The sequence below is a fragment of the Sutcliffiella horikoshii genome, assembly GCF_019931755.1.
Classification (GTDB): Bacteria; Bacillota; Bacilli; order Bacillales; family Bacillaceae_I; genus Sutcliffiella_A; species Sutcliffiella_A horikoshii_E.
In genome coordinates this window covers 3,336,200-3,360,424 of the sequence record NZ_CP082918.1, presented here as the reverse complement: position 1 = coordinate 3,360,424, position 24,225 = coordinate 3,336,200, and the positions used below count along the sequence as shown (strand labels likewise).

The following is a 24,225-nucleotide window of genomic DNA, read 5'->3' as shown; positions in this document are numbered from 1 at the left end:
CATTAACAACGAAGCTCCTTTTATTTTTCTAATACACAATCATTAATTTGGGTTACTACATATCCTTCAGGCAGCATGGAAATTGCTTGTCCTATATTTTGAAGAGAGTTCATATTTGAATAAAAATAAAATCCTTGCCCGTCATGGCCGACCTTTAACGCGGCAATATCCTTGTTTCTACTTAACTTAGGAAAAGAATAACCATCTCGTGATGTAAGTTGAACATTATTTATAAATGATATTCCGTAAAATTGATTTTGTGTTGCAAGGTGGTAGGTTTCGCTCATGATTAATTGCAACTCTTCCATGGAAGATGCTTTGATTTGAAAAAATGGCGGATGGTAGGTTAAATTCTTTCCTCCAGTAGAGTACATTCGCTTATCGGTAAAATAGTCCACAGAATAGGAATAACCTAAGCTATCAAAAATCTGCCGCATCTCTTCTTCCTCATCATGCCCCTCAACGATTACATATAAAGGAAAAATATCAAGCTTCCCGAGAAAGTCTAAAAGCAACTGTTTATTTTCTTCCTGATAGTCCACCTCTTCAAATTTATAAAGATAAAAATGATAAAACCCATCATCCTCTATTTCACTAAAGTCTCCCTCTTCTGAAATCCAAACCTCTTTCATCTTAATTCCTCCTTACTTACTCTTGCTCAATATACCTTACAGGAATAGTTGAAGTTTCCTTCATTACCGTCCAATCCTTTTCTGAGTAAATGTAGATTATTGGCAAGGCTTTATCATAATCGTTTTCTGTGATTGTTTTATGTAAAAAGCGAAACGAATAAGTGCGATTCTTGTAATCATTTATCTCAAACACTAGGCTGCCGTGAGAGGAACGCTCAGAGTCTAGAGTTATGTTGGAGGAAATCAAGCTACGGTAATCGATATACAAATCATCATACGGATGATCAATGACAAGAAAGTTCCGCTCATCTCTTAAGATGTCATCCAAACGAACCGTTATGTTCAAGTACTCCCCATCATCCTCGGCAAAAAAATAAGCATCGAGCTCCTCATTATACTTCTTCGTTAATTCCCAGCTCACCCCATGATACGCAACCGCACATGCCATACACAAAATCACTAACACGCCAACCACCATAGGCTTCCTCCGCAAAACCTTCAACAAACCCAATCACATCCTTACCCGAATCTCCAACTCTATTATATTCAACGTAAAGAGCAAAAACCCTTTGGGGGTCTGACCCCCAAAGGGTTTTTTTTGAATCAAAGTATAAAACTCGATATTTCCTCCTATACATAATAATAGAATAGAAGCAAACTTTGTTAGAAGGAGGGTGTCGGGGTTGGTGCAGATTAGGGTGTTTGATGAGGAGCATGAGCGGGACCTCGAGGATGCAGTTAATGATTTTCTAAAGGGGTTGTCTGACAGGGATGTGATTGACATTAAGTATCAAGTCGGGTGTATTAACGATGAGGAAGAACAGATTTATTGCTTCTCTGCAATGGTAATATTTAGAACCTGAAAACTTCCCTTAAAGATGTTTATCAGGTTCTTTTTTGTGGGTATAGATAATTATCCGAAACAAATTATAAATAATTGAAACATTTTCGTAACACCATACGTCTAATTAGTAACAGGTCATATAAACAGAAACTAAAAAAAGAAAGGATGTATTCATTATGAACCACCACACACAAAACGAGGTACTTCAAGAAGAAAGTAAATCATTTATCAACGAGTTTGGCATGTATGGAGTAGGACTAGCATTTGTAATGTCTTTCGTATTACTAGTAACGACGTAGGCTTGCCGCCTTTTTCCCGGCGTTTAAGCCTGCGAGTCTTCCTGTCACCAAGGCCGAGGTGATATTATAACCACCAGTATATCCATGGATATCAAGTACTTCTCCACAAAAGTATAATCCGTCTTTCATTTTGGAGGACATCTCTTTCGGGTGAACTTCTTTCACGGAAACACCGCCTCCGGTTACAAATGCCTTTTCAATGGAAAGGGTGCCGGAAACTTCAAAACGGAACTGTTTGCACATTTTCGCAAGTTCCCTTATTTTTTCGTGTGCCAAAGTCGCGCCGATCTCCTGTTCATCAATTCCGCAAACTTCCAACAAAAACAATAAATATCTCTCAGGTACAAGCCCTTTAAGCACATTCTTAATGGCTTTTTTTGGTTCGTCTTTCAAAGCATTGTTAAGCTGTTGAAATACTTGCTCTTCATTCAATGAAGGCATAACATCCAAATTCATTGTCACTCGATCCACACCGAATTTCTTCATCGTTTTCACAACATACTGGCTGCATCGCAATACAGCAGGACCTGATATCCCAAAGTGGGTGAAAATCATATCCATTTGATGTGTTTTTACTATTTTCCCTTTAGGGTTCAAAACGCTCAAAGCTACATCGCGCAGGGACAGTCCTTGCAATCTTTTCTCACGGATGAATTTTTCTTGTGAATTCAAAGGAACCTCTGTCGGGAATAAATCTGTAATGGTATGCCCAGCTTTGCGTGCCCAAGGATATCCATCTCCTGTGGAACCGGTATGTGGTACGGATTTTCCACCAACAGCAATGACTACACAAGAACATTCCAAAAACTCGCCTGTTTTTAACAAGATTCCCTTGGTGCGCTCCTCATCATATTCCACCGTTTCCACAGAAGTATTGGTCCGCATCTCCACCCGCAACTCTTTCATCCTATTCAACAACGCGTCAACCACACTCTGTGCTTTATCTGAAACAGGAAACATCCGACCGTGATCTTCTTCCTTCAACTGTATCCCCAGCTTTTCAAAAAACTTGATAATGTCTTCATTATTAAACTCAGAAAATGCACTATATAGGAATCTCCCGTTACCCGGGATATGTTTGATGATTTCGTCTACAGGTAGCCTGTTCGTCACATTGCAGCGACCGCCTCCTGAAATGGCCAGCTTTCGCCCCAGTTTATTTCCTTTATCAATCAGTAATACTCTTGCATTTTGTTCTGCTGCAGCGATGGAGGCCATTAGCCCTGATGGACCGCCGCCTATGATAATCACATCGTATTTCATTTTTTCACCAACCAACTATATTTTGCTTACATGTTGCCTATTATACCCTCTATTCTCTTGTTGGACAAAAAGAGCAACATTCCGTATGATTTTTAATTAGATTACAAATCAAAGAAAAGGGGTATCCCATGACATATTCACCAAAACTTTCAGAAGCACATATTCCATATGACGGTGGTTGGACAGAGGAAAATGGAACCCCAGTCCTGCTGCTTTCTGTCCCGACAATTCCCATAGAAATGACCACCGATATACATAAGTTTTCTTATACATGGCTCTTTGAAAAAGAAATGAATGCCTATGTTCTTTGCATCCTACTAAATAGTCAAGAAGAATTCGGGCTTATCTTCAGTCAGAAAGAAGCAGGCGTGCTCTTACTGGAGGCGGATGCATATGGCGAATTCACGGTAGTCGTAACAAAAGAGCAACTGGAAGACTTGAAAGACGATACACCATTTCTATCTTTTCCAAAGATTTCACTAACTAGAAGTTTACTGGCGGGATGGTAAAATAGTGCTTCTGCAATAAGAAGTATGCTAAAATACAAAGGTTAGACAAAAAGTTACAAATAGTAGGTAGGGATTTTATGTCAACATCAAATATATTGAGAGGTACCTTTATTTTAACGCTTGGTACCATGATTTCCAGAGTTCTGGGTCTTGTTTATATTTTTCCTTTTTATGCTTTAGTAGGCAAATCTGGAGGGGAACTATATACATATGCCTATGTCCTTTATTCGGTTGTATTAAGTATAGCTACAATGGGAGTACCACTGGCAGTTTCAAAGTTTGTAGCAAAATATAATGCGCTTGAGGAATATGCGGTAGGGAGAAAATTATTTAGTTCCGGTTTATTGTTGATGAGTATTACTGGAATTGTGTCTTTCTTGATACTTTATATAATGGCGCCGGTATTTTCTCCGATGATAATAAATGAAAGCAGTAAGCATTCATTTGACGATGTTACACTTGTAATTCGTATGGTGAGTTTTGCACTACTGTTAGTTCCAGTTATGAGTTTGATCAGAGGCTTTTTCCAAGGCCATGAATCAATGGGGCCTACTGCTGTATCACAGGTTGTAGAGCAAATTGCAAGGATTATATTCTTGTTGGGCAGTGTTTATATCATTATTAATGTGACGGAAGGCAGCTTGCCCACAGCGATCGGTTATGCCACATTTGGTGCATTTATTGGTGCTCTGGCTGGCTTGGGAATATTGATCTGGTATTGGTTCAGCCGAAAAAGGCACTTGGACACCCTTTTAGAACAAGATAAAGGCAATGTAGAGATTTCTTATAAGGAAATGTATAAAGAAATACTTTTATATGCCGCTCCATTTGTTTTTGTTGGACTTGCTATGCCTCTATATCAATTAGTGGACACGTTCACATTTAATAAGGCAATGTTACTTGCAGGTGTTGATAGTGATACATCCGGAGATGCATTTGCTATCATCAACACGTATGGTCAGAAGCTCGTGATCATCCCAGTGACACTTGCAACGGCGTTTGCCCTTTCCTTGCTTCCGGCTGTAACGAAATCATTCATAAACAATGAATCAGATGTCCTGCAACGTCAATTAAGTACTACCTTTCAAATATTGATGTTCTTGACAGTTCCAGCATGTATCGGATTGGCAATATTGGGTGGTCCCGCATACGCAGCTTTCTATTCTTATGATGAACTTGGTGGATATTTGCTTACTTGGTATGCACCAACAGCAATACCTTTGGCGATATTTACGGTAACAGCATCTGTACTTCAGGGAATCAATAAACAAAAATACACGGTGTATGGGCTTGCGATAGGGGTTGCTTTAAAACTGATCCTGAATTATCCATTAATCTTTTTCATGGAGGCGGAAGGGTCTATTGTGGCAACAGCTATCGGTTATATGGCAAGTGTTGTTATCAACCTTTGGGCTATTCAGAAATTCACGGGATTCAGTTATTCTATTGTGTTGCGTAGAGGAATGTTGATGACCATCTTCAACGCCATCATGATTGCTGCAGTCCTAGTAGTCCTTCAGCTATTAGAAGGCTTCATCCCTTACAGCGAAGGCCGTCTTCAAGCCATCATTGTTGTAGCTGTCAGCGGTCTAGTCGGAGCCGGCATCTACTTCTTCCTCAGCTACAGAAGTAACCTTTTAATGTATTTGTTCGGAAATCGTTTTTCGTTTTTAAATAGAAAAGAAAGAGGATAGAGGTCTCGGGTCAAAGGGGCCTCTTTCCCTATGAAAGGAGCAGCGTGAATATGAGATTGGATAAAATGCTTGCCAACAGTGGTTTTGGAACGCGTAAAGAAGTGAAAAAGCTTCTGAAAACGGGTGTGGTAAAAGTGGATGGAAATGTGGTGAAGGATGCGAAGGTGCATGTGGATCCGGAGGTGCAGGAGGTAACGGTACATGATGATATCGTGGAATACCGTGAGTTCATTTACCTGATGATGCACAAGCCTCCTGGATTGTTATCAGCAACGGAAGATCACCGTCAGGAGACTGTTGTGGACATCCTGCAGGAAGAGGATAAGATTTTTGAGCCGTTTCCGGTTGGCCGCCTTGATAAAGATACAGAAGGGCTGCTTCTTTTAACAAATGACGGTCAGCTTGCGCACCAGCTTTTGTCACCAAAAAAGCATGTGCCGAAAACCTATTATGCCAAAATTGATGGCGAAGTGACGACAGAGGATATTGAAGCGTTCAAAAAAGGTGTTACCTTGGATGACGGGTACGAAACGTTGCCTGCTGAACTAGTAATTCTTGAAGCAGGACCAGAATCACAAATCGAGATAACCATCGTTGAAGGGAAATTCCATCAGGTGAAAAGGATGTTCCAAGCGGTTGAAAAGACAGTAACTTACTTGAAGCGTCTGAGCATGGGAGAACTGAAGCTTGATGAAGACCTTGAACTTGGGGAGTACCGTGAACTGACAGATGAAGAATTAGAACTTTTGCAGCGAAGATAGATAACGAAGAGCCCCATTCCAAAGTAAAAAGGAATGGGGCTTTATTATGGTGTCATTAATTGTATATGTAGTCTTATGAAGTCAACCTAACTTTTTTCTGCGTAGTAGTCCACTTACCTTTCGTTGGACTTTGAACCAGGTCATTAAATGCCAGCACATTTAAATCACGTTGGACGGTTCGGGGTGTAATCCCAAATTCATCGACCAACTGCTGTGTAGAGACAGTTCCCTTTTCATGAATAAACATGTAGACGGCTTTAATACGGGTTAGCATACGGTTAGTTGAAGGCTTCAAAAAACCACTCCTTATCCGGTATTTAACATGGTACTACTCGCTAAATTCTTGATGATAGGTGTTAGGTATTAAGTTAGTTTATATTGTACACGATTTTGTGGAAAAAATTCTAGAATAATGATGCAATTTACACAATATTAACATTTAGTCTTGGATGTGTTAAGAGAAAATGAATAAATTATGAGTCTATATACATTATTTTACACTACTCGACAATATTCTGCTAGTAATTATTTGAAAAATATGAAACTTTCTACCTGAAAATTCGTATTAGAAAGGTGAGAGGAGAGAGCTCATATGGAATTACTAACTTTACATTTAGAAAAAGCAGGATATGATGATGAGATGTCTGTCGTGCAGAATATTGATTTTACGGTTTCAAAAGGTGAGATGGTGGGACTGATTGGCCCAAACGGCGCTGGTAAAAGTACGACTATCAAAACCTTGCTAGGCTTAAATCATTTTTATGAAGGGGAGATATCACTTCCTTCCGATAAATCATATGCCTATATTCCTGAGAAACCTGTATTTTATTATGATATGACATTATGGGAGCATATAGATTTGATGGCGTCTTTACTAGAGATAGATGAAAAGGTGTGGAAAGAGCGAGTGGAGGACCTATTGAAGTTGTTTGATTTGGAAAAAGTCATCCATGAATCTCCGGCTACCTTTTCAAAAGGGATGCAGCAAAAAGCGATGTTGATATTTGCCATCATGTCTAAACCTTCTTTATATATTGTGGATGAACCGTTTATTGGGCTTGATCCCATTGCAACGAAGAAGCTTCTACAGCTTTTTCATCAGGAACAGGCTAGGGGTGTAGGCATCTTGTTGTGTACGCATGTTCTGGATACGGCGGAAAAGATTTGCGACAGGTTTATTCTTTTGGCTGACGGGCGCAAGAAAGCAGAAGGGACCCTACAAGACATTCAAACAAATTGCCAACTTCCTGGTGCTTCATTGCTAGATTGTTTCTACACCTTATCCGCAAGGGAGCAGGAAAAATGACGGCATTCCACTTATACAAGGAACGACTTAAACAAGAGCGTCAGTATCAGTGGAAGAACACAAAAGCTGTAATTGATTGGACGATCCTGGTCTATATTATCCTTACATTATTATTCGTTGCAGCCATGATTTATGATATGTTTCCGAGTTTCATTGCATTGCTTCAGAAACTTCCATACGGTTTAACCCTTTTTGTTATCTATTATCTGGCTTGGACGGGTACAATTCGAGTGTTTTATCAGCAGGCGGATACGTACTTTTTTATCCACCGAAGAGATTTATTGATCGGGTTGAAAAAGTGGGGTGTTATAACGAGTACGGGACTGAATATTATAAAAGCGGTGCTAATTGCTATTCTTACATATTTGCTAATGGAGGCAATTAGCCCGTCTACTCTTCCGTTGCTTGAATGGATAACGTTTTATCTTGTGCTGTTCCTATTCATTACGATGCTGGGAAAAATGATAGATTTACACTGGTCAGGATGGAAGCGGAAAGTAATTAATTTCACCGTGTTTCTATTACTTGGACTGCTTGCCTATATAACGGTCGATAAATCGATGTGGATTATATCAACTGTTCTTCTTATGCTTGGTTCGGTAGTCTTTTTTATGTTTTATTTACGCACAGAGAGTTTTATGGTGGATATGGCAAACAATGAAAAAATCCGGCAAAAGTATGTCGGGATGATTTTCTATGCTTCGGAATATGTGCATGTTCCTCGTTCCTCAGAGAGGACCAAGCCTTTATTTTTCAAGCGTTCGCAAAGGATAATTGAAGACAGGAGTCCGCATAGTGCCTTGACGGAATTGTTCTTTAAATATTTGCTGCGGAATTCCCGCCATATTTTCTCGTATTTAAAATTGATTGGGATCACCATGGTTGTCATGGGGTATCTACCGTTGTGGATGACATTCGGCTTGTTTATGGCGTTTTTCTTTTTTCTAAAAGAGTGGTTAAATATAGTATATGATGAATTGGTGGGACATCCCTTTTTGAATATGCATAAGGGAAAGAAGCTGATTCAAGAGCACTATCAAGATCTTGTAACAAGATGGCTGTACTATCCAGCTGTAGGATTGGTCGGAATTGTGCTTATGTTGAATACGCTATTTCATTTTCTATGAGGTGATGATTAAATGGGAAATATCAATTGGTTAGAAGAAGTAGAGAAAAGAAAAGATTCCTTAATAAAAGATACACAGGAATTCTTACAAATCAATAGTGTCTTGAATGAAGAGGAAGCAAGCATGGAAACTCCTTTTGGAAAAGGAATAGAAGAGGCGCTCCAATATTTATTACATAAAGGGGAAGCAGACGGCTTTCTTGCAAAAAATGTCGACCATTATGCCGGTCATATCGAACATGGCCAAGGAGAAGAACTTGTTGGTATCCTATGTCATGTTGATGTAGTGCCAGAGGGTGATGGCTGGACAGATGAACCGTTCAGTGCGACCATCCGTGACGGGAAAATTTTCGCACGCGGTGCAATGGATGACAAAGGCCCTACAATGGCGGCTTATTATGCTCTGAAAATAGTGAAAGAGTTAGATCTGCCTCTATCTAAACGTGTGCGCATCATTATTGGTACAGACGAGGAAAGCAACTGGCAGTGCGTCGACCATTATTTTAAACACGAAGAAATGCCTACAATGGGGTTTGCACCTGATGCGGATTTCCCAATCATTTATGCGGAAAAAGGAATAGGGGATATCCAACTCCGTCTTGATTTCAAAGTTGAGACGGCACCTGCAAAGAACACCTTGTTAACGTTTGATTCAGGTCGCCGGTTAAACATGGTGCCAGATCATGCAAAAGCATCACTTGAAGTGACCGAAGAAATGGACGCAATCAGTCACGCCTTTAATGAATACATTTCAGAAAATGGAATCGAGGGCGGCTATACGAAGGAAGGAAATGCATTGTTCCTTAACATTAAAGGTGTGTCTGCTCACGCGATGGAGCCGGATAACGGGACAAATGCAGGATACCATTTGGCGTCCTTCCTCCATTCTGTTGAGCTGGATGCAAGAGGAACATCCTATGTCGGCTTTATTAGTAAAAAGCTTGCATTTGATTCTCGCGGTAAGAAACTAAACATCAACTTCCACGACGAGATTACCGACGACCTGACCATCAATACAGGTGTGTTCCGTTTTGACCGCGAAGCGTCTGTTGGCTCTTTAGGAGTAAATATCCGTTTTCCTGTAACTTGCGATACAAAGGAAGCGGAAGCGAAGTTGCGTAAAGAGGCAGAGGCGTATGGCTTTGACGTGAATAAGTTCAATGTTTCTCCTGCACACCATGTGCCGCAGGATCACGAACTAATTCAGTCGTTGCAAAAGGTATATGAAGAACAAACTGGAGAAAAGGCGGAGTTATTGTCCATCGGTGGTGGAACATATGCGAGATCGCTTGAAGCAGGGGTGGCTTTTGGTCCGCTTTTCCCTGGCAGGGAGGATGTAGCGCATCAAAAAGATGAGCATATTTTCATTGAGGATCTCATCAAGGCGACTGCCATCTATGCACATGCTATCTATGAATTAGCGAAATAACATATTTATCCGAAATATAAATGTGGTAGAATGTAAAGGTTACTTCCCCAAGGGGCGGTAGCCTTTTATTTTTTCCTTTACTTGACGAGAAGAAAGAAGGATATATCATGAGTACTGCCTCTATGGAAGACAAAACATCTCGCTATTTTTACAGTTTTTACTTTTTAACATTTTTCAGCTTTGGGGCTCTATTCCCTTTGCTGACCGTATATTTGAAAGAAGATGTTGGATTGAGCGGATCACAAATTGGGATGATCATGTCGATAAGTCCTGTTGTGATGATATTCGTCCAGCCTTTGTGGGGAGTCTTTAGTGACTATACCCAAAGACCAAAACAAATCTTGCTGTGGACGCTGTTTCTAACAGCGGTAACAGGGATTGCCTTTTCATTTATGGAGAGCTATGGAGCCTTACTTGCCGTTGCGTTTTTGTTGGCTGTTACACAAAGTGCCCTTGTTCCCATCTCAGACAGCATTACCCTTAATTATGTTCAAAGGACAAAAGGAAATTATGGTTCCATCAGATTATGGGGAGCGATAGGTTTTGCTGTGGCCGTGCTTGTTGCGGGCTGGCTTTCTGATTTCTTTTCTTTAAAAGTAATCTTCTTTACCTTTGCGATCGCTTTATTGCTAGGCGCGATGGTGTCGGTTTTTCTACCGAAAGAAAGTCAGACAATCAGTGTGAATGTCCGTGACGGCATTGGAACGCTCATGAAACTGCCTAAGTTTGTCATGTTCCTTGTGACAACGTTTCTAATATTCGGTCCTGTATTCGCCAATAATTTTTACTTTGGCCTGTTCATAACAGATATTGGGGGGACCGTTACGGGAGTCGGAATTGCCTTCTTGCTCGCTGCCGGTAGTGAGGCGCCATTTATGAGGGTGGCAGGCAAGTGGATCGCCCGCTTTGGTCTTCACACTATCATGATTAGTGCTGCTTCCATTGCCATGATACGGTGGGTGCTATATTTCTTTGAGCCACCGTTGTATGTGGTATATGCGACTACAATTGCACAAGGTTTCTCTGTCGGGCTATTCATTCCTGCAGCGCTTCAGTTTGTACGGGATATTGCCCCAACTTCGGCGCGTGCTACGGCGGTTTCTCTTTATACTGCTGTTGGTAACGGGCTGGGTAGCTGGTTCTGTACTTTCTTTGGCGGCTTTATTGCAGAATACTATTCCGTTGCGCACGTATATTTGTTCTTCGGCCTACTAACAATGTGCGGACTCGTCTTCATCATGATGATCAACCAAGCCGATAAAAAACAACTCGCACAAGCATCATAAGTGTAAAAGACCCTTAGCTACTACAGCCAAGGGTCTTGTCTTTTCGTTTATTCATTTTCAAATTCAAAAAGGTCCGTAGACAAATATCTTTCCCCCGTATCGCATGCGATACATACCACTACATCATCAGGAGTCAACCTTTTGGCCACTTCAATCGCAGAATAGCAAGCAGCACCTGAAGACGGCCCAACCAATATGCCCTCATGACGAGCGAGCTTACGAGTGATTTCATATGCGTCTTCATCTTTAATCTTGAAAATCTCATCGTATACTTCCTGATTCAAGATATCTGGAATGAACCCAGGGCTAGTTCCAACAAGCTTATGTTTTCCGGGCTTACCGCCGGAAAGGACAGGTGATCCTGCAGGTTCCACGACATGAACCGTCAATCCTTCATAATGCTTTTTCAACTCTTCTCCAGTTCCGGTAATGGTCCCGCCCGTACCAGCAGTTGCGACAAAAGCGGATAACGGCTTGCCGATTTGTTCCATCCCATCAATGATTTCGAGTGCCGTAGACTTTCTGTGAGCATCTGAATTGGCATGGTTTTCAAACTGCATCGGCATGAAGCTGTTTGGAATTTCTTTCACCAATTCCTGCGCTTTTTTAATAGCACCTGGCATTTTTTCATCACCCGGTGTCAATACTACCTCTGCACCATATGCTTTTAGTAAATTAATCCGCTCTTTTGACATGGTATCTGGCATGATTAATATTGCCTTATATCCCCTTGCTGCGGCATTCATCGCCAAACCAATTCCGGTATTACCGCTAGTTGGTTCAATGATGGTTGCTCCAGGCTTGATAAGGCCATCCTTTTCCGCCTGGATGATCATATTAAACGCAGCTCTGTCTTTTACGCTGCCGCTGGGGTTTTGGAATTCCAATTTTAGATATACTGTTGCCGCTCCTTCAGGCACAATGCGGTTCAACTTGACAAGTGGAGTATCTCCAATTAAATCAGCCATATTTGAAACAACCTTCACTACTACGCACAACCTTTCTCTTTCATGACTCTAATAAAACGTATTGTATCATAAAATATAAAAACGGACTAAGCACATGGCTTATCATGGGATTAAGATTAAACTAACTATATCGTCTGTTTGGTGCTAAGATAATATGCAAGACAATAGAAGATATCTGGTAAAATAAGAAGGGTGAGAAAATGACTACACAGACTCATTATTTTGTTGCTGTACCACTTCCACAACCGTTAAAGGAAGCGTTTCATTTATATAAGAAAGAATTAAAAAGCCACTTTCCATTTACAAGATGGGTGCATCCGGAAGACCTTCATATCACGCTCGCATTTTTAGGTGATTTGGAAGAAGGTCAAAAGGATAAGCTGACAACACTGCTTAAGGAAACAGTCACAAATCATCAACGTTTTTCGCTCACCTTAAGTGATCTTGGAACATTTGGAAACCCCCAGTCGCCACGGATTTTTTGGTACGGTATTGAAAAGTCAACCGAGCTGAATCTACTGCGAAAATCAGTATATGATGCCTGTGAAATGGTTGGACTTCAACTCGACACACGGCCTTTTCATCCTCATATAACCGTAGCAAGAAAGTGGAAGGGACCAGGATCCATAGATCATAATCTGCTTCCTGTACACAGTTCGCAGAAAGAGACTTTTGAGGTGAACGATATCATTTTGTATGAAACCCATCTAAACAGATTGCCAAAATATGAAGAAAAGGAAATTTTTTCATTAGTATAGGAGTAGGATTAGAAAATGAGGGGAATGAAACTATTAATTCAAGTAGCAGTTTTTTATTTGTTTTATCAAATTGGTGTAGTGTTACAGAATACTTTCGATATCCCCGTTCCGGGTAGTATTATCGGAATGGTTTTATTGCTTATCTTGCTTTTAACAGGCCTTGTAAAGGAGAAATATTTGCAGGGTGGAGCGAATGTACTGCTAGTATATCTCCCGTTGTTTTTTGTCCCGGCCACAGTAGGAGTCATGAATCATTTTGGATTTCTATCACAAATAGAAGGGCTAATCATGTTGCTTGCCCTTTTAGTTGGCACAATTATGGTTCTGGTAAGTTCGGGGTTGATTGCTCAAAAAGCGGCAGCATCCGTCGATAATAAGACAGAAGCAACGGGAGTGATGGATGATGAATAGTTGGTACGGTTTCTTGTTCATCCTTATCACCTACCTGGTTTTTCTCGCAATGAGGCATGTTTATGATCGATTCCGTATGCCATTATTCAATCCTGTCGCCACTACGACTCTATTAATCATTATAGGATTGCTTTTGACTGATATATCTTATGATACATATATGCTGGGAGGCTGGTGGATCCAGGAATTGCTCGGACCTGCGGTTGTCGCACTTGCATACCCGCTTTACCACCAACGTGCAAAAATTTTACGTTATCGGATCCCGTTAATTGCAGGATTATCTTCTGGAATAGTTGTCGGAATGATTACTGGGTTTATTTATGTAAAGGTGGCAAGCCTACCTTCTATGTACTCTTCTTCATTCCTTCCAAAGTCTGTGACTTCCCCCATAGCAATGGAAATTGCAGATCTTACCGGTGGAATACCAAGCTTAGCTGCAGCACTTGTTATATTAAGCGGTATCTTAGGTGCACTGTTCGGTCCCACCTTAATGAGGTTTCTTGGGATAACGCATTATTTAGGGGTTGGAGTGGGACTTGGCTGTGCTGCACATGGGATTGGTACTGCTAAAGCGATGGAATATGGGGAAGAAGAGGCGGCATTCAGTTCCATCAGCATGACACTTTCCGCAATCCTTTACGCTTTGATACTGCCTGTTGCAATTCATTATTTATTATAGAAAAGAGTGACCCCCATTGGCACAACTAATAAAATTACAAGATTATATCACACGTTATGAAGCCGATATATATCGCTATCCTAATCAATATATCAGGTTGAAAAAGCAACAATGGAAGACATATGAAGAGATGTTGAGAAATCCGGTTGATGCACAGAGTCCTTCCCATATTGCTCTAACGGAAGATACCTCTTCCTCAAAAGATAATAAGCTGATCAGCCTCATGAAGTCTTTCAAGAAAAAGGAACAAGCGGAAGAGCTGTTCACAGGTACCATTGATGCCAACCATGACGAAGAATGGGAACTTCCGAGTATCACCGGCAGTAAGACACCTGAGGAGAGAAAGCAGCAATTTCTTGATTCCATTCTTCCGCTACAGCTAAAATGGGCAAGTTCGACCATCCGGGAAATGTCTTATCTGCAAAAGAATTATAAACGAGAAACGTTACTGAAGTACTTTTTGCAGAGGTTTCCCGATACGTTTTTTGTTATGTATAAACCTATCTTTCTAGTAAAACATGCGCCAGTGGAACTCGAAATTATCCTCGTTACCCCAAACGAAATCTTTGCTCTTTTTTATATGGAGGAGCAAGAAGAGAGTGTGGTTTTAGGAAATAATGAGCGCTTCTGGTCCATCCGTGAGAAGGAGAAGGAAAGAAAAATAGTAAATCCCACAATCAGTTTGAACCGGATGGGATCTATTATTAAAAATATCCTTCCGTTGTACGATGTAAGCCTGCCTGTTACCAAGCTTTTGTTGCACCCTAAAGGATATATTGACATAACGGATGGGCCAACAGATGTACAAGTGGTAGATAAACGTACATATACCAAATGGTTTGAGAAAATGCGGGCTAACAAACTCCCTTTGAAACATAGTCAGCTAAAAGCGGCTGGGGCTTTGCTTTCTCATTGTCAGTCCACTTATATTGACAGACCGGAATGGCAATAATGGAGAATTATATGAATAGATGTCAAGCTTGCGACTATGCTTGAATAGTATAGAAAACGGTCATTTTGAGAAGAAACAAACGTTAAAAGACAGGGAGGGAAATGCATGATTTTCATCAAAAGAGAATTTGACGCCTATTTAGATGAAATGGATAAGATCACTATTCTTTTGCCTAGCGGAAGTTATAACGGAGAATCAGCTTTCTTTACCCTAACAAACCAAGAATCTACCTACCCGCTTGAGATTATAGATAGAAAAACACTCCAGAACTCGGTTAAATATATATGTAAAACAAATACACCAATCTCCATCGGTTCTAAATATATGATTTTAGATGAACATGGCAGAAAGACTGATTTGCAAATAGGAGCGGTTATTCGCTCGGAAGCCTTTGATGAAGCATTCTTTTATGAAAAGGATGATCTTGGAGCGCTATACCAAAAAGGGGAAACTTCATTTACCCTATGGGCACCGACGGCCTCTGCAGTGAAAATAAAACTTGTAGCTCCCAAAAGTAAAGAAGGCATCTTCTATAGCCTTATACGTGAGGAGAAGGGGATATGGCGGATTACGGTGCAGGGAGATTTAGAAGGTTTTCATTACACCTACCTTGTTTGCGTAAACCTTGTATGGAGGGAAGCGGTTGATCCCTATGCAATTGCCTCCACGATAAATAGTGAGGCGGCCGTGATTATTGATAAAGAAAGAATAAACGTTCCAAAAGTGCCAATGCTTCCTTTTATGGATGCAACAGATGCCATTATCTATGAGTTGCATGTACGAGACTTTTCCTCTCATCCAAAAAGCGGAATGATACATAAAGGTAAATATGCCGCTTTTACAGAAGATCAAATAGAAGAGTCTGATATTGGTATTACAGGCGTTTCTTATCTCCAAAGTCTTGGAGTTACTCATATTGAGTTATTGCCATTAAATGATTTTGGTGGAGTGGACGAGGCAGAACCTGACAAGGACTATAACTGGGGCTATAATCCTCTTCTCTTCAATGTGCCAGAAGGAAGCTATGCGCTAGATGCGAATGATCCCTACTCTAGAATTTTGGAACTTAAAAATCTAATTAATACCTTGCACCATAAAGACTTGAGGGTGATTATGGATGTCGTCTATAATCACGTGTATGTCCGAGAAGACTCCTCTTTTGAAAAAATAGTGCCTGGTTATTATTTTCGCCATGATGAGCACGGTATGCCTTCAAATGGAACTGGAGTAGGAAATGACATTGCATCTGAACGAAAAATGGTTCGCAAGTTTATCCTGGATTCCATCCGATATTGGTTGCAGGAATATGATGTAGATGGTTTTCGATTCGACTTGATGGGAATATTAGATGTTCAGACAATGAATGCAGTAAAAGAGGCGGTATCCATCATCAAACCAGGAGCCATAATCCTTGGGGAAGGGTGGGAGCTGAACACCCCTTTAGCGGCTGACCGTAAAGCAATGATTCTCAATGCAAAGAAGATGCCGGGGATCTCATTCTTTAATGATATGGTTCGTGATTCAATAAAAGGTAGTACGTTTAACTTGTTTGACAGGGGATTTGCGCTTGGCAATACCCACAAAACAACTCTATTGAAACAATCGCTTGCAGGTAGTGTGCAAATTGAGCCGAACCATAAAGGACTTTTCCTTGAGCCTACGCAATCAATCAACTATATTGAATCCCATGACAACCACACCATGTGGGATAAAATGGCTGTCTGTAATAGTCATGAAGATGAAGAAACGAGAATTAAGCGTCATCGCCTTGCCACTTCGGTCATTCTCTTGTCTCAAGGTATACCGTTTCTTCATGCAGGGCAAGAATTTTTCCGGACAAAAGGCGGAGAGGAAAACAGTTATAAATCCCCTGATTCCGTCAATAGCTTGGATTGGGAAAGAAAAAAGCGGTACGAAGAGAATGTGGACTATGTGAGTGGTCTCATCTCGCTTCGAAAGGCACATAAAGCTTTACGCTTATCGACAGTTACGGAAATAAAAAAACATGTGCGCTTTCCTTATGAAAAAGGAAGTATGCTCATGTATCATCTCAGTGACGTGAAACAGTATGGAAAGTACAACCATTTCCTCATTGTTTTCCATAACGGGACGAATACAGAAAACGTCTCCCTTCCATTGTCAGGAGAGTGGGAAGTTCTTGTTGAAGGCAGTACAGCAGGCGATTCGCCAATCCGCAAAGTAAACAAAGAAATACAAGTGCCACCTATCAGCACTGTTGTGTTGGCACAATATTAATTGTTACACAAGGACTTGATTTAATTGGGAAATAACGATAAAATTTAAAAGATAGCTATTGTGAAATTGTTCAATAGCTGTTTTTTTGCTTAAAAAAAGATGTTAATATGAAAATTCTTATATAGCGCTTGCGCTTTTCTAATATTTGATAATGAAAAGTTGTGTTGAAATTGAAGGTGAAATGGTTGGAACATTTATTAGGTGATGAGTGGAAAATCAGTCCTGCGGGTGGTTTGACGGGAGATGCGTATTTCGCTCAAAATGAAGGGAAAAAGCTCTTCCTTAAAAGAAATTCATCGCCATTTTTGGCTGTTCTTTCAGCAGAGGGGATTGTCCCGAAATTGGTCTGGACAAAACGCCTGGAAAATGGAGATGTCATTACGGCTCAGCATTGGATAAGTGCGAGAGAGCTTAAACCAAACGACATGAATATGGAAACAGTGGCTCAGCTTCTTCACAAGATTCACCACTCCAAAGAGTTGCTTGATATGCTGACTCGATTGGGAAAAGAACCTGTGGAGCCATCGACAATATTGGAAGACATAAAAAATGGGATGGCTTTAGAACTCTTTTCTTTGGATGTGATTCAAAAATCACTCGATTTCCTAACGAAGGAAATTAAAAATGTCCAGTTCAAAGATAAGGTTGTCTGTCATTGTGATCTTAATCATAACAATTGGTTGCTTTCCGATAATCAGGAACTTTTCTTAATTGATTGGGATGGGGCTGTTATAGCGGATCCGGCCATTGACTTATGCATGTTATTATATTGGTATATCCCAGAACAAGAGTGGAATGACTGGCTTTCCACATATGGGATACCATTGACAGACGATTTGCGCCACCGTATGCATTGGTACGTGATAGCACAGACTATTCTTTCCGTACAATGGTATCACCATAAAGATATTGAAAAAGAGAAACAAAACTGGTTGAACTATCTGGAAAGACTTTTACCGGTTGAACTATGAGTATTGGTCGATGCTATCGATCCAATTGGTGAATTTTGATTGATGAAGTTGATTGTGATCATGGTCATTACTGGAATTGATGCCAGCTTGGCTGTAGGAATAGATGTCCTGTAGAATGTTTTTTACATTCTGATCAATTTCATTATTGACCATTAATGATTTGATGACTCGCTCCAACTGCTCATATTCAGCAACAGAACCGCAACAATCAATTTGATGATCCGCCAAAATATCCTTTAGAAGATGTATTTGATCATGATAATTTAACGGCATTTGTCAGCACTCCTTTATTTTATATATGTACTAGCCTTTGTTTATTTATCATTCTTATACACGACAAAAGAATCGGTCCATCGCGATCGGTTTTTTTCTGTCATCGACTTTAAACTATTAAAACGCCGAGGTGACCATACGACATGAGATTCAGAAACAAACCGTGGGCAGCAGATTTTATTGCTGAAAATTCCTTTTATTGCATTCCAAATCCTGAAAGCCACAAAGGAAAGTGGAGTGAAATTTTTGGCAATAACAACCCGATTCACATTGAAGTGGGAACGGGAAAAGGAACATTTGTTACGGAAATGGCAAAAGCAAATCCGACTATAAATTATATAGGCATAGAATTATTTGAAAGTGTCATTGTCAAAGCATTGGAAAAAGCAGTAGAGGCTGATATCCCTAACGTTAAACTGTTGAATGTTAATGCGCAAAAGCTAGCTGAATATTTTGAGGCCGGTGAAGTGGACAGAGTTTATTTGAACTTCTCTGATCCTTGGCCGAAAACTCGACATGAAAAGAGAAGATTAACCTACAAAGGATTCTTGGATCTGTATAAAGAAGTTTTGGTTCCACAAGGAGAGATTCACTTTAAAACAGATAACCGTGGTCTTTTTGAGTATTCATTGATGAGCTTTTCTGAGTACGGGTTACTGTTAAAGTATGTTAGTCTAGATCTTCATAATAGTGAGTTTGAAGGCAATATCATGACGGAATATGAGGAGAAGTTCTCTAACAAGGGATTCCCTATTTATCGTTGTGAGGTTAAATATCCTGAATAAATAACGAAGCGTCCTTTTCCGTTAGTGAGAAGGCGCTTTTTTTGTTACAATAAACTCATACATATAACTTTTCATAAAGGGAGAGAGACGTAAAATGGAAACGCTAACATTTGGTAAGTGGAAGCTGACTTGGTTGAACGGTGGAGTGACTCACCTTGATGGTGGAGCAATGTTCGGTGTGGTACCAAAGGCTTTATGGTCAAAAAGGTATCCTGTAAATGATAAAAATCAAATAGAGCTAAGAACGGACCCGATCCTTATTCAAACGGGGGAAGGCAATATCCTGATTGAGGCAGGACTTGGTAAAGGAAAGCTTTCCGACAAACAAAGACGCAATTTCGGGGCAACGGAAGAGTCGTCTGTAGAAGGAGACCTGCAAAAACTCGGGTTAAGGCCAGAAGACATAGATACCATCATCATGACTCATCTGCACTTTGACCATGTATGCGGACTTACAAAATGGGATGCGGCACAAAATAAGTATGTATCTGTATTTTCGAATGCAACCATCTATGCCTCTGAGGTCGAATGGAATGAAATGAGAAACCCTAATATTCGTTCAAGAAATACCTATTGGGAAATGAACTGGCAAGGCATTGAAGAACAGGTAAAAACATTTCAAGAAGAGATAACCATCATCAACGGAATCAAAATGATACATACCGGCGGGCATAGTGATGGACATGCCATCATTGAAATGACACAAGGGGAGGAAAGCCTTATTCATATGGCAGATCTCATGCCTACCCACGCCCATTCCCCGTCTTTATGGGTCCTTGCTTATGATGATTATCCAATGACGTCTATTGAAGCAAAAGAGAAGTGGATCAAAGAGGGAATAAGACGTAATGCGTGGTTTACCTTTTATCATGATGCATATTACCGCGCAGTAAAATGGAATGAATCTTATGAAATACAAGAAAAAGTAGAACGGAAAAGATAAAAAAGGCCTGGCAGTTTTTTAGCTGCCAGGCATGTGGTCATTTTAATTGATTAACATCCAATATGACGCCCGTATTCTTGTCGACGATAAATTCATACTGCTCCAATACGTCGTCTATTCTACGGGAAATTCCGCCTCTGTAGATGGAGTAGGACATATCATTTCGTATAATCGTTTCAGGCACCATCTGGATCCAGGAGCCATCAACAGGGCCGCGCTTTTTAAAAGCTGCCTTGGCAATTTTTAAAGCTTTTTCAGGTTTTATGGCTTGCTGCTTTGATGCTTCAGTAAATAGATATGCGGCTGCTGCACCAATTCCAGCACCGATTAGAAGTGCTTTCCATTTCATATCGTATCATCCTTCCGAATATCATACTCTTATTTTACGTAAGCCTTTTCAAATGGGAGTAGCTGATGAATTGAATTGATTCTGCCTATCTTACTAATAGTATAACTTGTAAAACAAATAAATGTCATGCTAAAGCTGGAAACAATAGAGAAAGTTCGATACAATATAGTTAAAATATTTCGATAATCTAACGAAGTATAATGGATAATTCTACATATAGGTTTGGAAAAAGGAGCTGACTTAGTTGAATCAGGAAACATTGACTTTATTTAAAACGTTAACGGAGCTGCAAGGTGCACCTGGATTTGAGCATGATGTTCGCCGATTTATGCGCAGTGAATTGGAAAAGTACTCGGATGAAGTGGTACAAGATCGTCTTGGCGGTATATTCGGAGTGAAAAAAGGCGACGAAACCGGCCCAACTGTCATGGTCGCAGGCCACATGGATGAAGTAGGCTTTATGGTCACTTCCATTACAGAAAACGGAATGTTAAGATTCCAAACGCTTGGAGGCTGGTGGAGCCAAGTCTTGCTTGCTCAACGTGTGCAAGTAATGACAGACAATGGTCCAGTTGTCGGAGTTATTGGATCGATTCCTCCGCATCTTTTGGATGAAGCGAAACGTGCCAAGCCAATGGACATTAAAAATATGCTAATTGATATCGGTGCCGACAATAAAGAGGACGCGATTAACATCGGTATCAAACCAGGCCAACAGATTGTTCCTATCTGTCCATTCACACCAATGGCAAATGAGAAGAAGATTCTGGCTAAAGCCTGGGATAACCGTTATGGCTGCGGACTTGCTGTTGAATTATTGAAAGATCTTCAAGGTGAGACCTTACCAAATATCCTTTACTCGGGAGCTACTGTTCAGGAAGAAGTAGGTTTACGTGGAGCACAGACGGCTGCGAACATGATCAAGCCTGATATCTTCTTTGCACTGGACGCTTCACCTGCAAACGATATGACTGGTGATAAAAAGGAATTCGGCCATTTAGGCAAAGGTGCATTATTGCGCATTTATGACCGTTCCATGGTGACACACACTGGTATGAGAGATTTCGTATTGGATACTGCAGAGTCTAACAGTATTCCTTACCAGTATTTTATTTCTCAAGGTGGCACAGACGCAGGTCGTGTTCACACCTCCAATGAGGGAGTACCTTCAGCGGTGGTGGGAATTTGTTCACGCTATATCCACACACATGCTTCCATGGTCCATGTGGATGATTATGCTGCAGCAAGAGAGCTTATTGTCAAACTAGTAAAATCTGCAGATCAATCCACAGTAGACTCAATCAGAAGCCGATAATTATATAATGTAGGGAAGCGATGGGGAAACCTCATCGTTTTTCTTTTTAAAAGAGATGAAAGTATAAATACGTTGATTTCCGTTCCAGGCGCTTCGCTTGCCTGCGGGCGGTCCGTGAGCCTCCTCGGCTTGCAGCTTGTGGGGTCTCACCTGTCCCTTCCTCCCGCGGGCGTCTGCGCGCCTTCCACTCCAATCAACAAGGTGACTTCATTCACATAAAGGTTAACGAAGATTATCTAAACTAGATAACTGAAAAATATCAATGTTTTAAGTAATTCCTAGCTGTGAATTGGAGCAAATGGCGAAGACTCCTGAGGGGGATAACGCAAGGTGGAGACCCCGCAGGCAAAGCCGAGGAGGCTCCAGCGGCGTCCCTAGGAAAGCGAAGCCATTTGCGGAAAGGAACAGCGTAGATTAAACAAACAACTAAAGTCATTATTAGATGGTGAAATTGAAAGGTGAGATAAAGATGAAAGTAATAGTGGGATCAAGTAACCCTGCTAAATATAAGGCGGTTCAACAGGAACTGATTAATCTTGGATTTGAGGACTGGGAGACCGTTGCTTTGGAGGTAGATTCAGGGGTAAGTAATCAGCCGCTGTCAGATGAAGAAACTGTCAATGGTGCATTGCAACGAGCGAGAAATGCACTAGAAAATAGTGTGGATGCAGACTTTGCCATCGGACTTGAAGGTGGCGTTGTTCTTGGTTCCACACCATCCTCAGAAGTAATGGTCTGTAATTGGGGAGCGCTTGTGTCTAAAGACGGCAGGGAGTACATAGCTGGTGGTGCTAGAATACCTTTACCTGATGCCTTCAAAGAGGAGCTCCTAGCAGGAAAAGAGCTTGGTGACTTAATGGATGAGTACTGTAAGCGGAAAGACATCAGGAAACATGAAGGAGCATTGGGAATCTTTACAGACGGTGCTGTTTCAAGGATGGAAATGTTCCAGCATGTTAGTAAGCTGTTGATGGGACAATGGAGATTTAATGAGAAAAAGCAGGCATAAAGGGCCTGCTTCTACTCTAATACATAGGTAAGTACTTTTAGGGCTTGATTGACTGTTTCAACCGTTACATTTGCTTTATTGGATAACTCTTTTAATGGATGATGAAGGTTTTCCGGACGAATTAAGATAAGTGGCTTTTGAAGACTGATAGCTGCACTTGCGTCCATTGCGGTGTTCCATTGTTTATATTTTTCTCCAAATAAAGCAATGACAAGATCAGACTTTTTCATTAAGAGTTCTGTACGAAGATTATTAATTTGAGAAGCTGCTTCGTCCTTCGCAATAGAGCTTGGCTGCGTACCCATAACCGCTTCTCCTATGTTGTCTGAGCGCTCGTGGTCTGTCATTGGTCCAACGAATTTTAACGGAAGATCCAGTGCCTGTGCTTTGTCTATTAACTCTTCTCTCCAACTAGTATGGATTTCACCAGCAAGGTAAACAGTAAATTTCATGACAATCCCTCCAAATAGTACCTCTTGTTATTTTACTATTTTCTAGTCTATCATAAATAGGGGAATTAAGTGATAATTCCAACTTATCCTTGTCAAGGGTAAAGATTTATAGGTATGATAGGTTTAGTGTGTGTTTTCTAGTCTTATTGTACTAAGGGGAGTGGAGAGTTTGAGTTTTGGAAGAGCCATTATTTCTATTTTATTTTTATCATTACTATTTTTAACCGGATGTTCTGTCTCAATTGAAGACGCCACACAAAAATCTGTTGATACTTTTGAGGGAACATTTAAGGCGCAACCACTAGAGACTACTGAGGATACAGATATATTTGCTTATCATTTGCCCACTGGGTTTTCCATTGATTCGGAATCGGAGAACAATATTGTTTTTACACAGGACGAGCAAACCTACCTTTTATTTGTAAACCCTTTTGAACCAAAAGATTCAGAGGTATTATATGATTCTACAAAGGTGAACCTTTCTGATTTATTGGTAGATCATACAGTTGCAGAGGACGATCGTTTAAGTTACTTGCTGATTTCTCCGGTTGATGGGGAAGAGGAAGAGTTTTATGAGGTGACAGTAGGATTAGGCGGCGTGAAGATGACAACGGTAACAGATACAAGCAATATGGAAGCGAGTACGAAGAGCATGATGGAGATTATTTCTTCTGTGGAAATTAAATAAGTGTAAGTAAAGAATACGAAGGGGAAACCTGGAGTATTCTTTTTTTATTGTTTAGTGAATTTTAAAATAATCAAATTGTGAATAGTCTTCAGAATAATTCTTGATCGCCGTTATGAAGACCTCGGTGACGTAAAATCAGGGGGAGAGAGGTCCTGATTGCCGTTATGAAGACCTCGGTGACGTAAAATCAGGGGGAGAGAGGTCCTGATTGCCGTTATGAAGACATCAGTGACGAGAAATAAGGAGGAGAGAGGTCCTCATCGCCAT

The 24,225-nt window shown here is 40.6% G+C and carries 28 protein-coding genes; 20 read left to right on the top strand and 8 right to left on the bottom strand.

All coding sequences use genetic code 11. The features are described 5' to 3' along the window. Positions 1 to 20: 20 nt before the first annotated feature. Together K7887_RS17135 and K7887_RS17130 are read right to left on the bottom strand one after the other, a co-directional pair. Positions 21 to 632, bottom strand: coding sequence for a hypothetical protein (locus tag K7887_RS17135; RefSeq protein ID WP_223490811.1), 612 nt, complete (start codon positions 630 to 632; stop codon positions 21 to 23). A 16-nt stretch (positions 633 to 648) separates the two neighbouring features. After that, entirely contained in the window at positions 649 to 1,110 is a 462-nt protein-coding gene (locus K7887_RS17130; protein WP_223490810.1) for a hypothetical protein, read from the bottom strand. 205 nt (positions 1,111 to 1,315) lie between these two features. On the opposite strand from K7887_RS17130, the gene K7887_RS17125 reads away from it, so the two are divergent. Together K7887_RS17125 and K7887_RS22985 are read left to right on the top strand one after the other, a co-directional pair. After that, positions 1,316 to 1,495 (top strand): sporulation protein Cse60, encoded by a 180-nt coding sequence (locus K7887_RS17125; RefSeq protein WP_010195371.1) that lies wholly within the window; start codon positions 1,316 to 1,318, stop codon positions 1,493 to 1,495. A 157-nt stretch (positions 1,496 to 1,652) separates the two neighbouring features. After that, entirely contained in the window at positions 1,653 to 1,775 is a 123-nt protein-coding gene (locus K7887_RS22985) for a hypothetical protein (RefSeq protein ID WP_262372513.1), read from the top strand. Here the strand turns inward: K7887_RS22985 and K7887_RS17120 are convergent. Further along, on the bottom strand, positions 1,761 to 3,038 hold the full coding sequence (locus K7887_RS17120) for a BaiN/RdsA family NAD(P)/FAD-dependent oxidoreductase (RefSeq protein ID WP_223490809.1): 1,278 nt from the start codon (positions 3,036 to 3,038) through the stop codon (positions 1,761 to 1,763). The genes K7887_RS22985 and K7887_RS17120 overlap by 15 nt on opposite strands. Positions 3,039 to 3,166: 128 nt before the next feature. On the opposite strand from K7887_RS17120, the gene K7887_RS17115 reads away from it, so the two are divergent. The 3 genes from K7887_RS17115 to K7887_RS17105 all read left to right on the top strand — a co-directional run bounded on the left by K7887_RS17115 (position 3,167) and on the right by K7887_RS17105 (position 6,002). Beyond that, positions 3,167 to 3,547, top strand: coding sequence for a hypothetical protein (locus K7887_RS17115; protein WP_223490808.1), 381 nt, complete (start codon positions 3,167 to 3,169; stop codon positions 3,545 to 3,547). A 77-nt stretch (positions 3,548 to 3,624) separates the two neighbouring features. Continuing rightward, positions 3,625 to 5,241: a putative polysaccharide biosynthesis protein gene (locus K7887_RS17110; protein WP_223490806.1), complete on the top strand. Its 1,617-nt coding sequence runs from the start codon at positions 3,625 to 3,627 to the stop codon at positions 5,239 to 5,241. Between the two features lie 50 nt (positions 5,242 to 5,291). Then, positions 5,292 to 6,002 (top strand): pseudouridine synthase, encoded by a 711-nt coding sequence (locus tag K7887_RS17105; protein WP_223490804.1) that lies wholly within the window; start codon positions 5,292 to 5,294, stop codon positions 6,000 to 6,002. Between the two features lie 73 nt (positions 6,003 to 6,075). Here K7887_RS17105 and K7887_RS17100 read toward each other — a convergent pair whose 3' ends face one another. Then, complete coding sequence (locus K7887_RS17100) at positions 6,076 to 6,297, bottom strand: DeoR family transcriptional regulator (protein ID WP_010195377.1); 222 nt, start codon at positions 6,295 to 6,297, stop codon at positions 6,076 to 6,078. Between the two features lie 297 nt (positions 6,298 to 6,594). Here K7887_RS17100 and K7887_RS17095 point away from each other — a divergent pair, with 297 nt between their 5' ends. The 4 genes from K7887_RS17095 to K7887_RS17080 all read left to right on the top strand — a co-directional run bounded on the left by K7887_RS17095 (position 6,595) and on the right by K7887_RS17080 (position 11,149). Continuing rightward, positions 6,595 to 7,308, top strand: a complete 714-nt coding sequence (locus K7887_RS17095) for an ABC transporter ATP-binding protein (protein ID WP_223490802.1) — start codon at positions 6,595 to 6,597, stop codon at positions 7,306 to 7,308. Further along, positions 7,305 to 8,435 carry an ABC transporter permease gene (locus K7887_RS17090; protein ID WP_223490800.1) on the top strand — a complete coding sequence of 377 codons (1,131 nt, stop codon included), beginning with the start codon at positions 7,305 to 7,307 and terminating at the stop codon, positions 8,433 to 8,435. The genes K7887_RS17095 and K7887_RS17090 overlap by 4 nt, the downstream gene beginning before the upstream one ends. Positions 8,436 to 8,447: 12 nt before the next feature. After that, entirely contained in the window at positions 8,448 to 9,863 is a 1,416-nt protein-coding gene (gene pepV / locus K7887_RS17085) for a dipeptidase PepV (RefSeq protein WP_223490798.1), read from the top strand. Between the two features lie 107 nt (positions 9,864 to 9,970). Beyond that, positions 9,971 to 11,149, top strand: coding sequence for an MFS transporter (locus K7887_RS17080; RefSeq protein ID WP_223490796.1), 1,179 nt, complete (start codon positions 9,971 to 9,973; stop codon positions 11,147 to 11,149). 47 nt (positions 11,150 to 11,196) lie between these two features. Here K7887_RS17080 and cysK read toward each other — a convergent pair whose 3' ends face one another. Continuing rightward, a complete protein-coding gene (gene cysK / locus K7887_RS17075) occupies positions 11,197 to 12,135 on the bottom strand; it encodes a cysteine synthase A (RefSeq protein ID WP_223490794.1) in 939 nt (312 codons plus the stop codon). Positions 12,136 to 12,317: 182 nt separating this feature from the next. Between cysK and thpR the strand changes: the two genes are divergently transcribed. From thpR to K7887_RS17045, 6 genes are all read left to right on the top strand, one after another. Beyond that, positions 12,318 to 12,875, top strand: coding sequence for an RNA 2',3'-cyclic phosphodiesterase (gene thpR, locus K7887_RS17070; protein WP_223490792.1), 558 nt, complete (start codon positions 12,318 to 12,320; stop codon positions 12,873 to 12,875). Positions 12,876 to 12,899: 24 nt separating this feature from the next. Next, positions 12,900 to 13,286 (top strand): CidA/LrgA family protein, encoded by a 387-nt coding sequence (locus K7887_RS17065; RefSeq protein ID WP_223490790.1) that lies wholly within the window; start codon positions 12,900 to 12,902, stop codon positions 13,284 to 13,286. Then, positions 13,276 to 13,965: an LrgB family protein gene (locus K7887_RS17060; RefSeq protein ID WP_223490789.1), complete on the top strand. Its 690-nt coding sequence runs from the start codon at positions 13,276 to 13,278 to the stop codon at positions 13,963 to 13,965. The genes K7887_RS17065 and K7887_RS17060 overlap by 11 nt, the downstream gene beginning before the upstream one ends. A 16-nt stretch (positions 13,966 to 13,981) precedes the next feature. Next, a complete protein-coding gene (locus K7887_RS17055) occupies positions 13,982 to 14,917 on the top strand; it encodes an NERD domain-containing protein (protein ID WP_223490777.1) in 936 nt (311 codons plus the stop codon). 105 nt (positions 14,918 to 15,022) lie between these two features. Continuing rightward, positions 15,023 to 17,173, top strand: coding sequence for a type I pullulanase (pulA, locus tag K7887_RS17050; RefSeq protein ID WP_223490776.1), 2,151 nt, complete (start codon positions 15,023 to 15,025; stop codon positions 17,171 to 17,173). A 170-nt stretch (positions 17,174 to 17,343) separates the two neighbouring features. Further along, positions 17,344 to 18,144: a phosphotransferase family protein gene (locus K7887_RS17045; RefSeq protein WP_223490775.1), complete on the top strand. Its 801-nt coding sequence runs from the start codon at positions 17,344 to 17,346 to the stop codon at positions 18,142 to 18,144. Here K7887_RS17045 and K7887_RS17040 read toward each other — a convergent pair. Beyond that, complete coding sequence (locus K7887_RS17040) at positions 18,139 to 18,417, bottom strand: YtzH-like family protein (protein WP_010195396.1); 279 nt, start codon at positions 18,415 to 18,417, stop codon at positions 18,139 to 18,141. The two genes, K7887_RS17045 and K7887_RS17040, sit on opposite strands and share 6 nt — an antisense overlap. Before the next feature lie 143 nt (positions 18,418 to 18,560). Here K7887_RS17040 and trmB point away from each other — a divergent pair, with 143 nt between their 5' ends. Together trmB and K7887_RS17030 are read left to right on the top strand one after the other, a co-directional pair. After that, the gene (gene trmB, locus K7887_RS17035) at positions 18,561 to 19,202 is read left to right on the top strand and encodes a tRNA (guanosine(46)-N7)-methyltransferase TrmB (RefSeq protein WP_223490774.1); all 642 of its coding nucleotides are present in this window, start codon (positions 18,561 to 18,563) and stop codon (positions 19,200 to 19,202) included. A gap of 94 nt (positions 19,203 to 19,296) precedes the next feature. Then, entirely contained in the window at positions 19,297 to 20,145 is an 849-nt protein-coding gene (locus tag K7887_RS17030; RefSeq protein WP_223490773.1) for a YtnP family quorum-quenching lactonase, read from the top strand. A gap of 37 nt (positions 20,146 to 20,182) precedes the next feature. On the opposite strand, the gene K7887_RS17025 is transcribed toward K7887_RS17030, so the two are convergent. After that, entirely contained in the window at positions 20,183 to 20,494 is a 312-nt protein-coding gene (locus K7887_RS17025; protein ID WP_223490772.1) for a PepSY domain-containing protein, read from the bottom strand. Between the two features lie 244 nt (positions 20,495 to 20,738). On the opposite strand from K7887_RS17025, the gene K7887_RS17020 reads away from it, so the two are divergent. Continuing rightward, complete coding sequence (locus tag K7887_RS17020) at positions 20,739 to 21,809, top strand: M42 family metallopeptidase (protein ID WP_223490771.1); 1,071 nt, start codon at positions 20,739 to 20,741, stop codon at positions 21,807 to 21,809. 469 nt (positions 21,810 to 22,278) lie between these two features. Beyond that, the gene (locus tag K7887_RS17015) at positions 22,279 to 22,818 is read left to right on the top strand and encodes a DUF84 family protein (protein ID WP_223490769.1); all 540 of its coding nucleotides are present in this window, start codon (positions 22,279 to 22,281) and stop codon (positions 22,816 to 22,818) included. An 11-nt stretch (positions 22,819 to 22,829) separates the two neighbouring features. On the opposite strand, the gene K7887_RS17010 is transcribed toward K7887_RS17015, so the two are convergent. Then, positions 22,830 to 23,270: a YtoQ family protein gene (locus tag K7887_RS17010; protein ID WP_223490768.1), complete on the bottom strand. Its 441-nt coding sequence runs from the start codon at positions 23,268 to 23,270 to the stop codon at positions 22,830 to 22,832. 169 nt (positions 23,271 to 23,439) lie between these two features. Here K7887_RS17010 and K7887_RS17005 point away from each other — a divergent pair, with 169 nt between their 5' ends. Further along, positions 23,440 to 23,958 carry a hypothetical protein gene (locus K7887_RS17005; protein WP_223490767.1) on the top strand — a complete coding sequence of 173 codons (519 nt, stop codon included), beginning with the start codon at positions 23,440 to 23,442 and terminating at the stop codon, positions 23,956 to 23,958. The last annotated feature ends 267 nt before the right edge of the window (positions 23,959 to 24,225 follow it).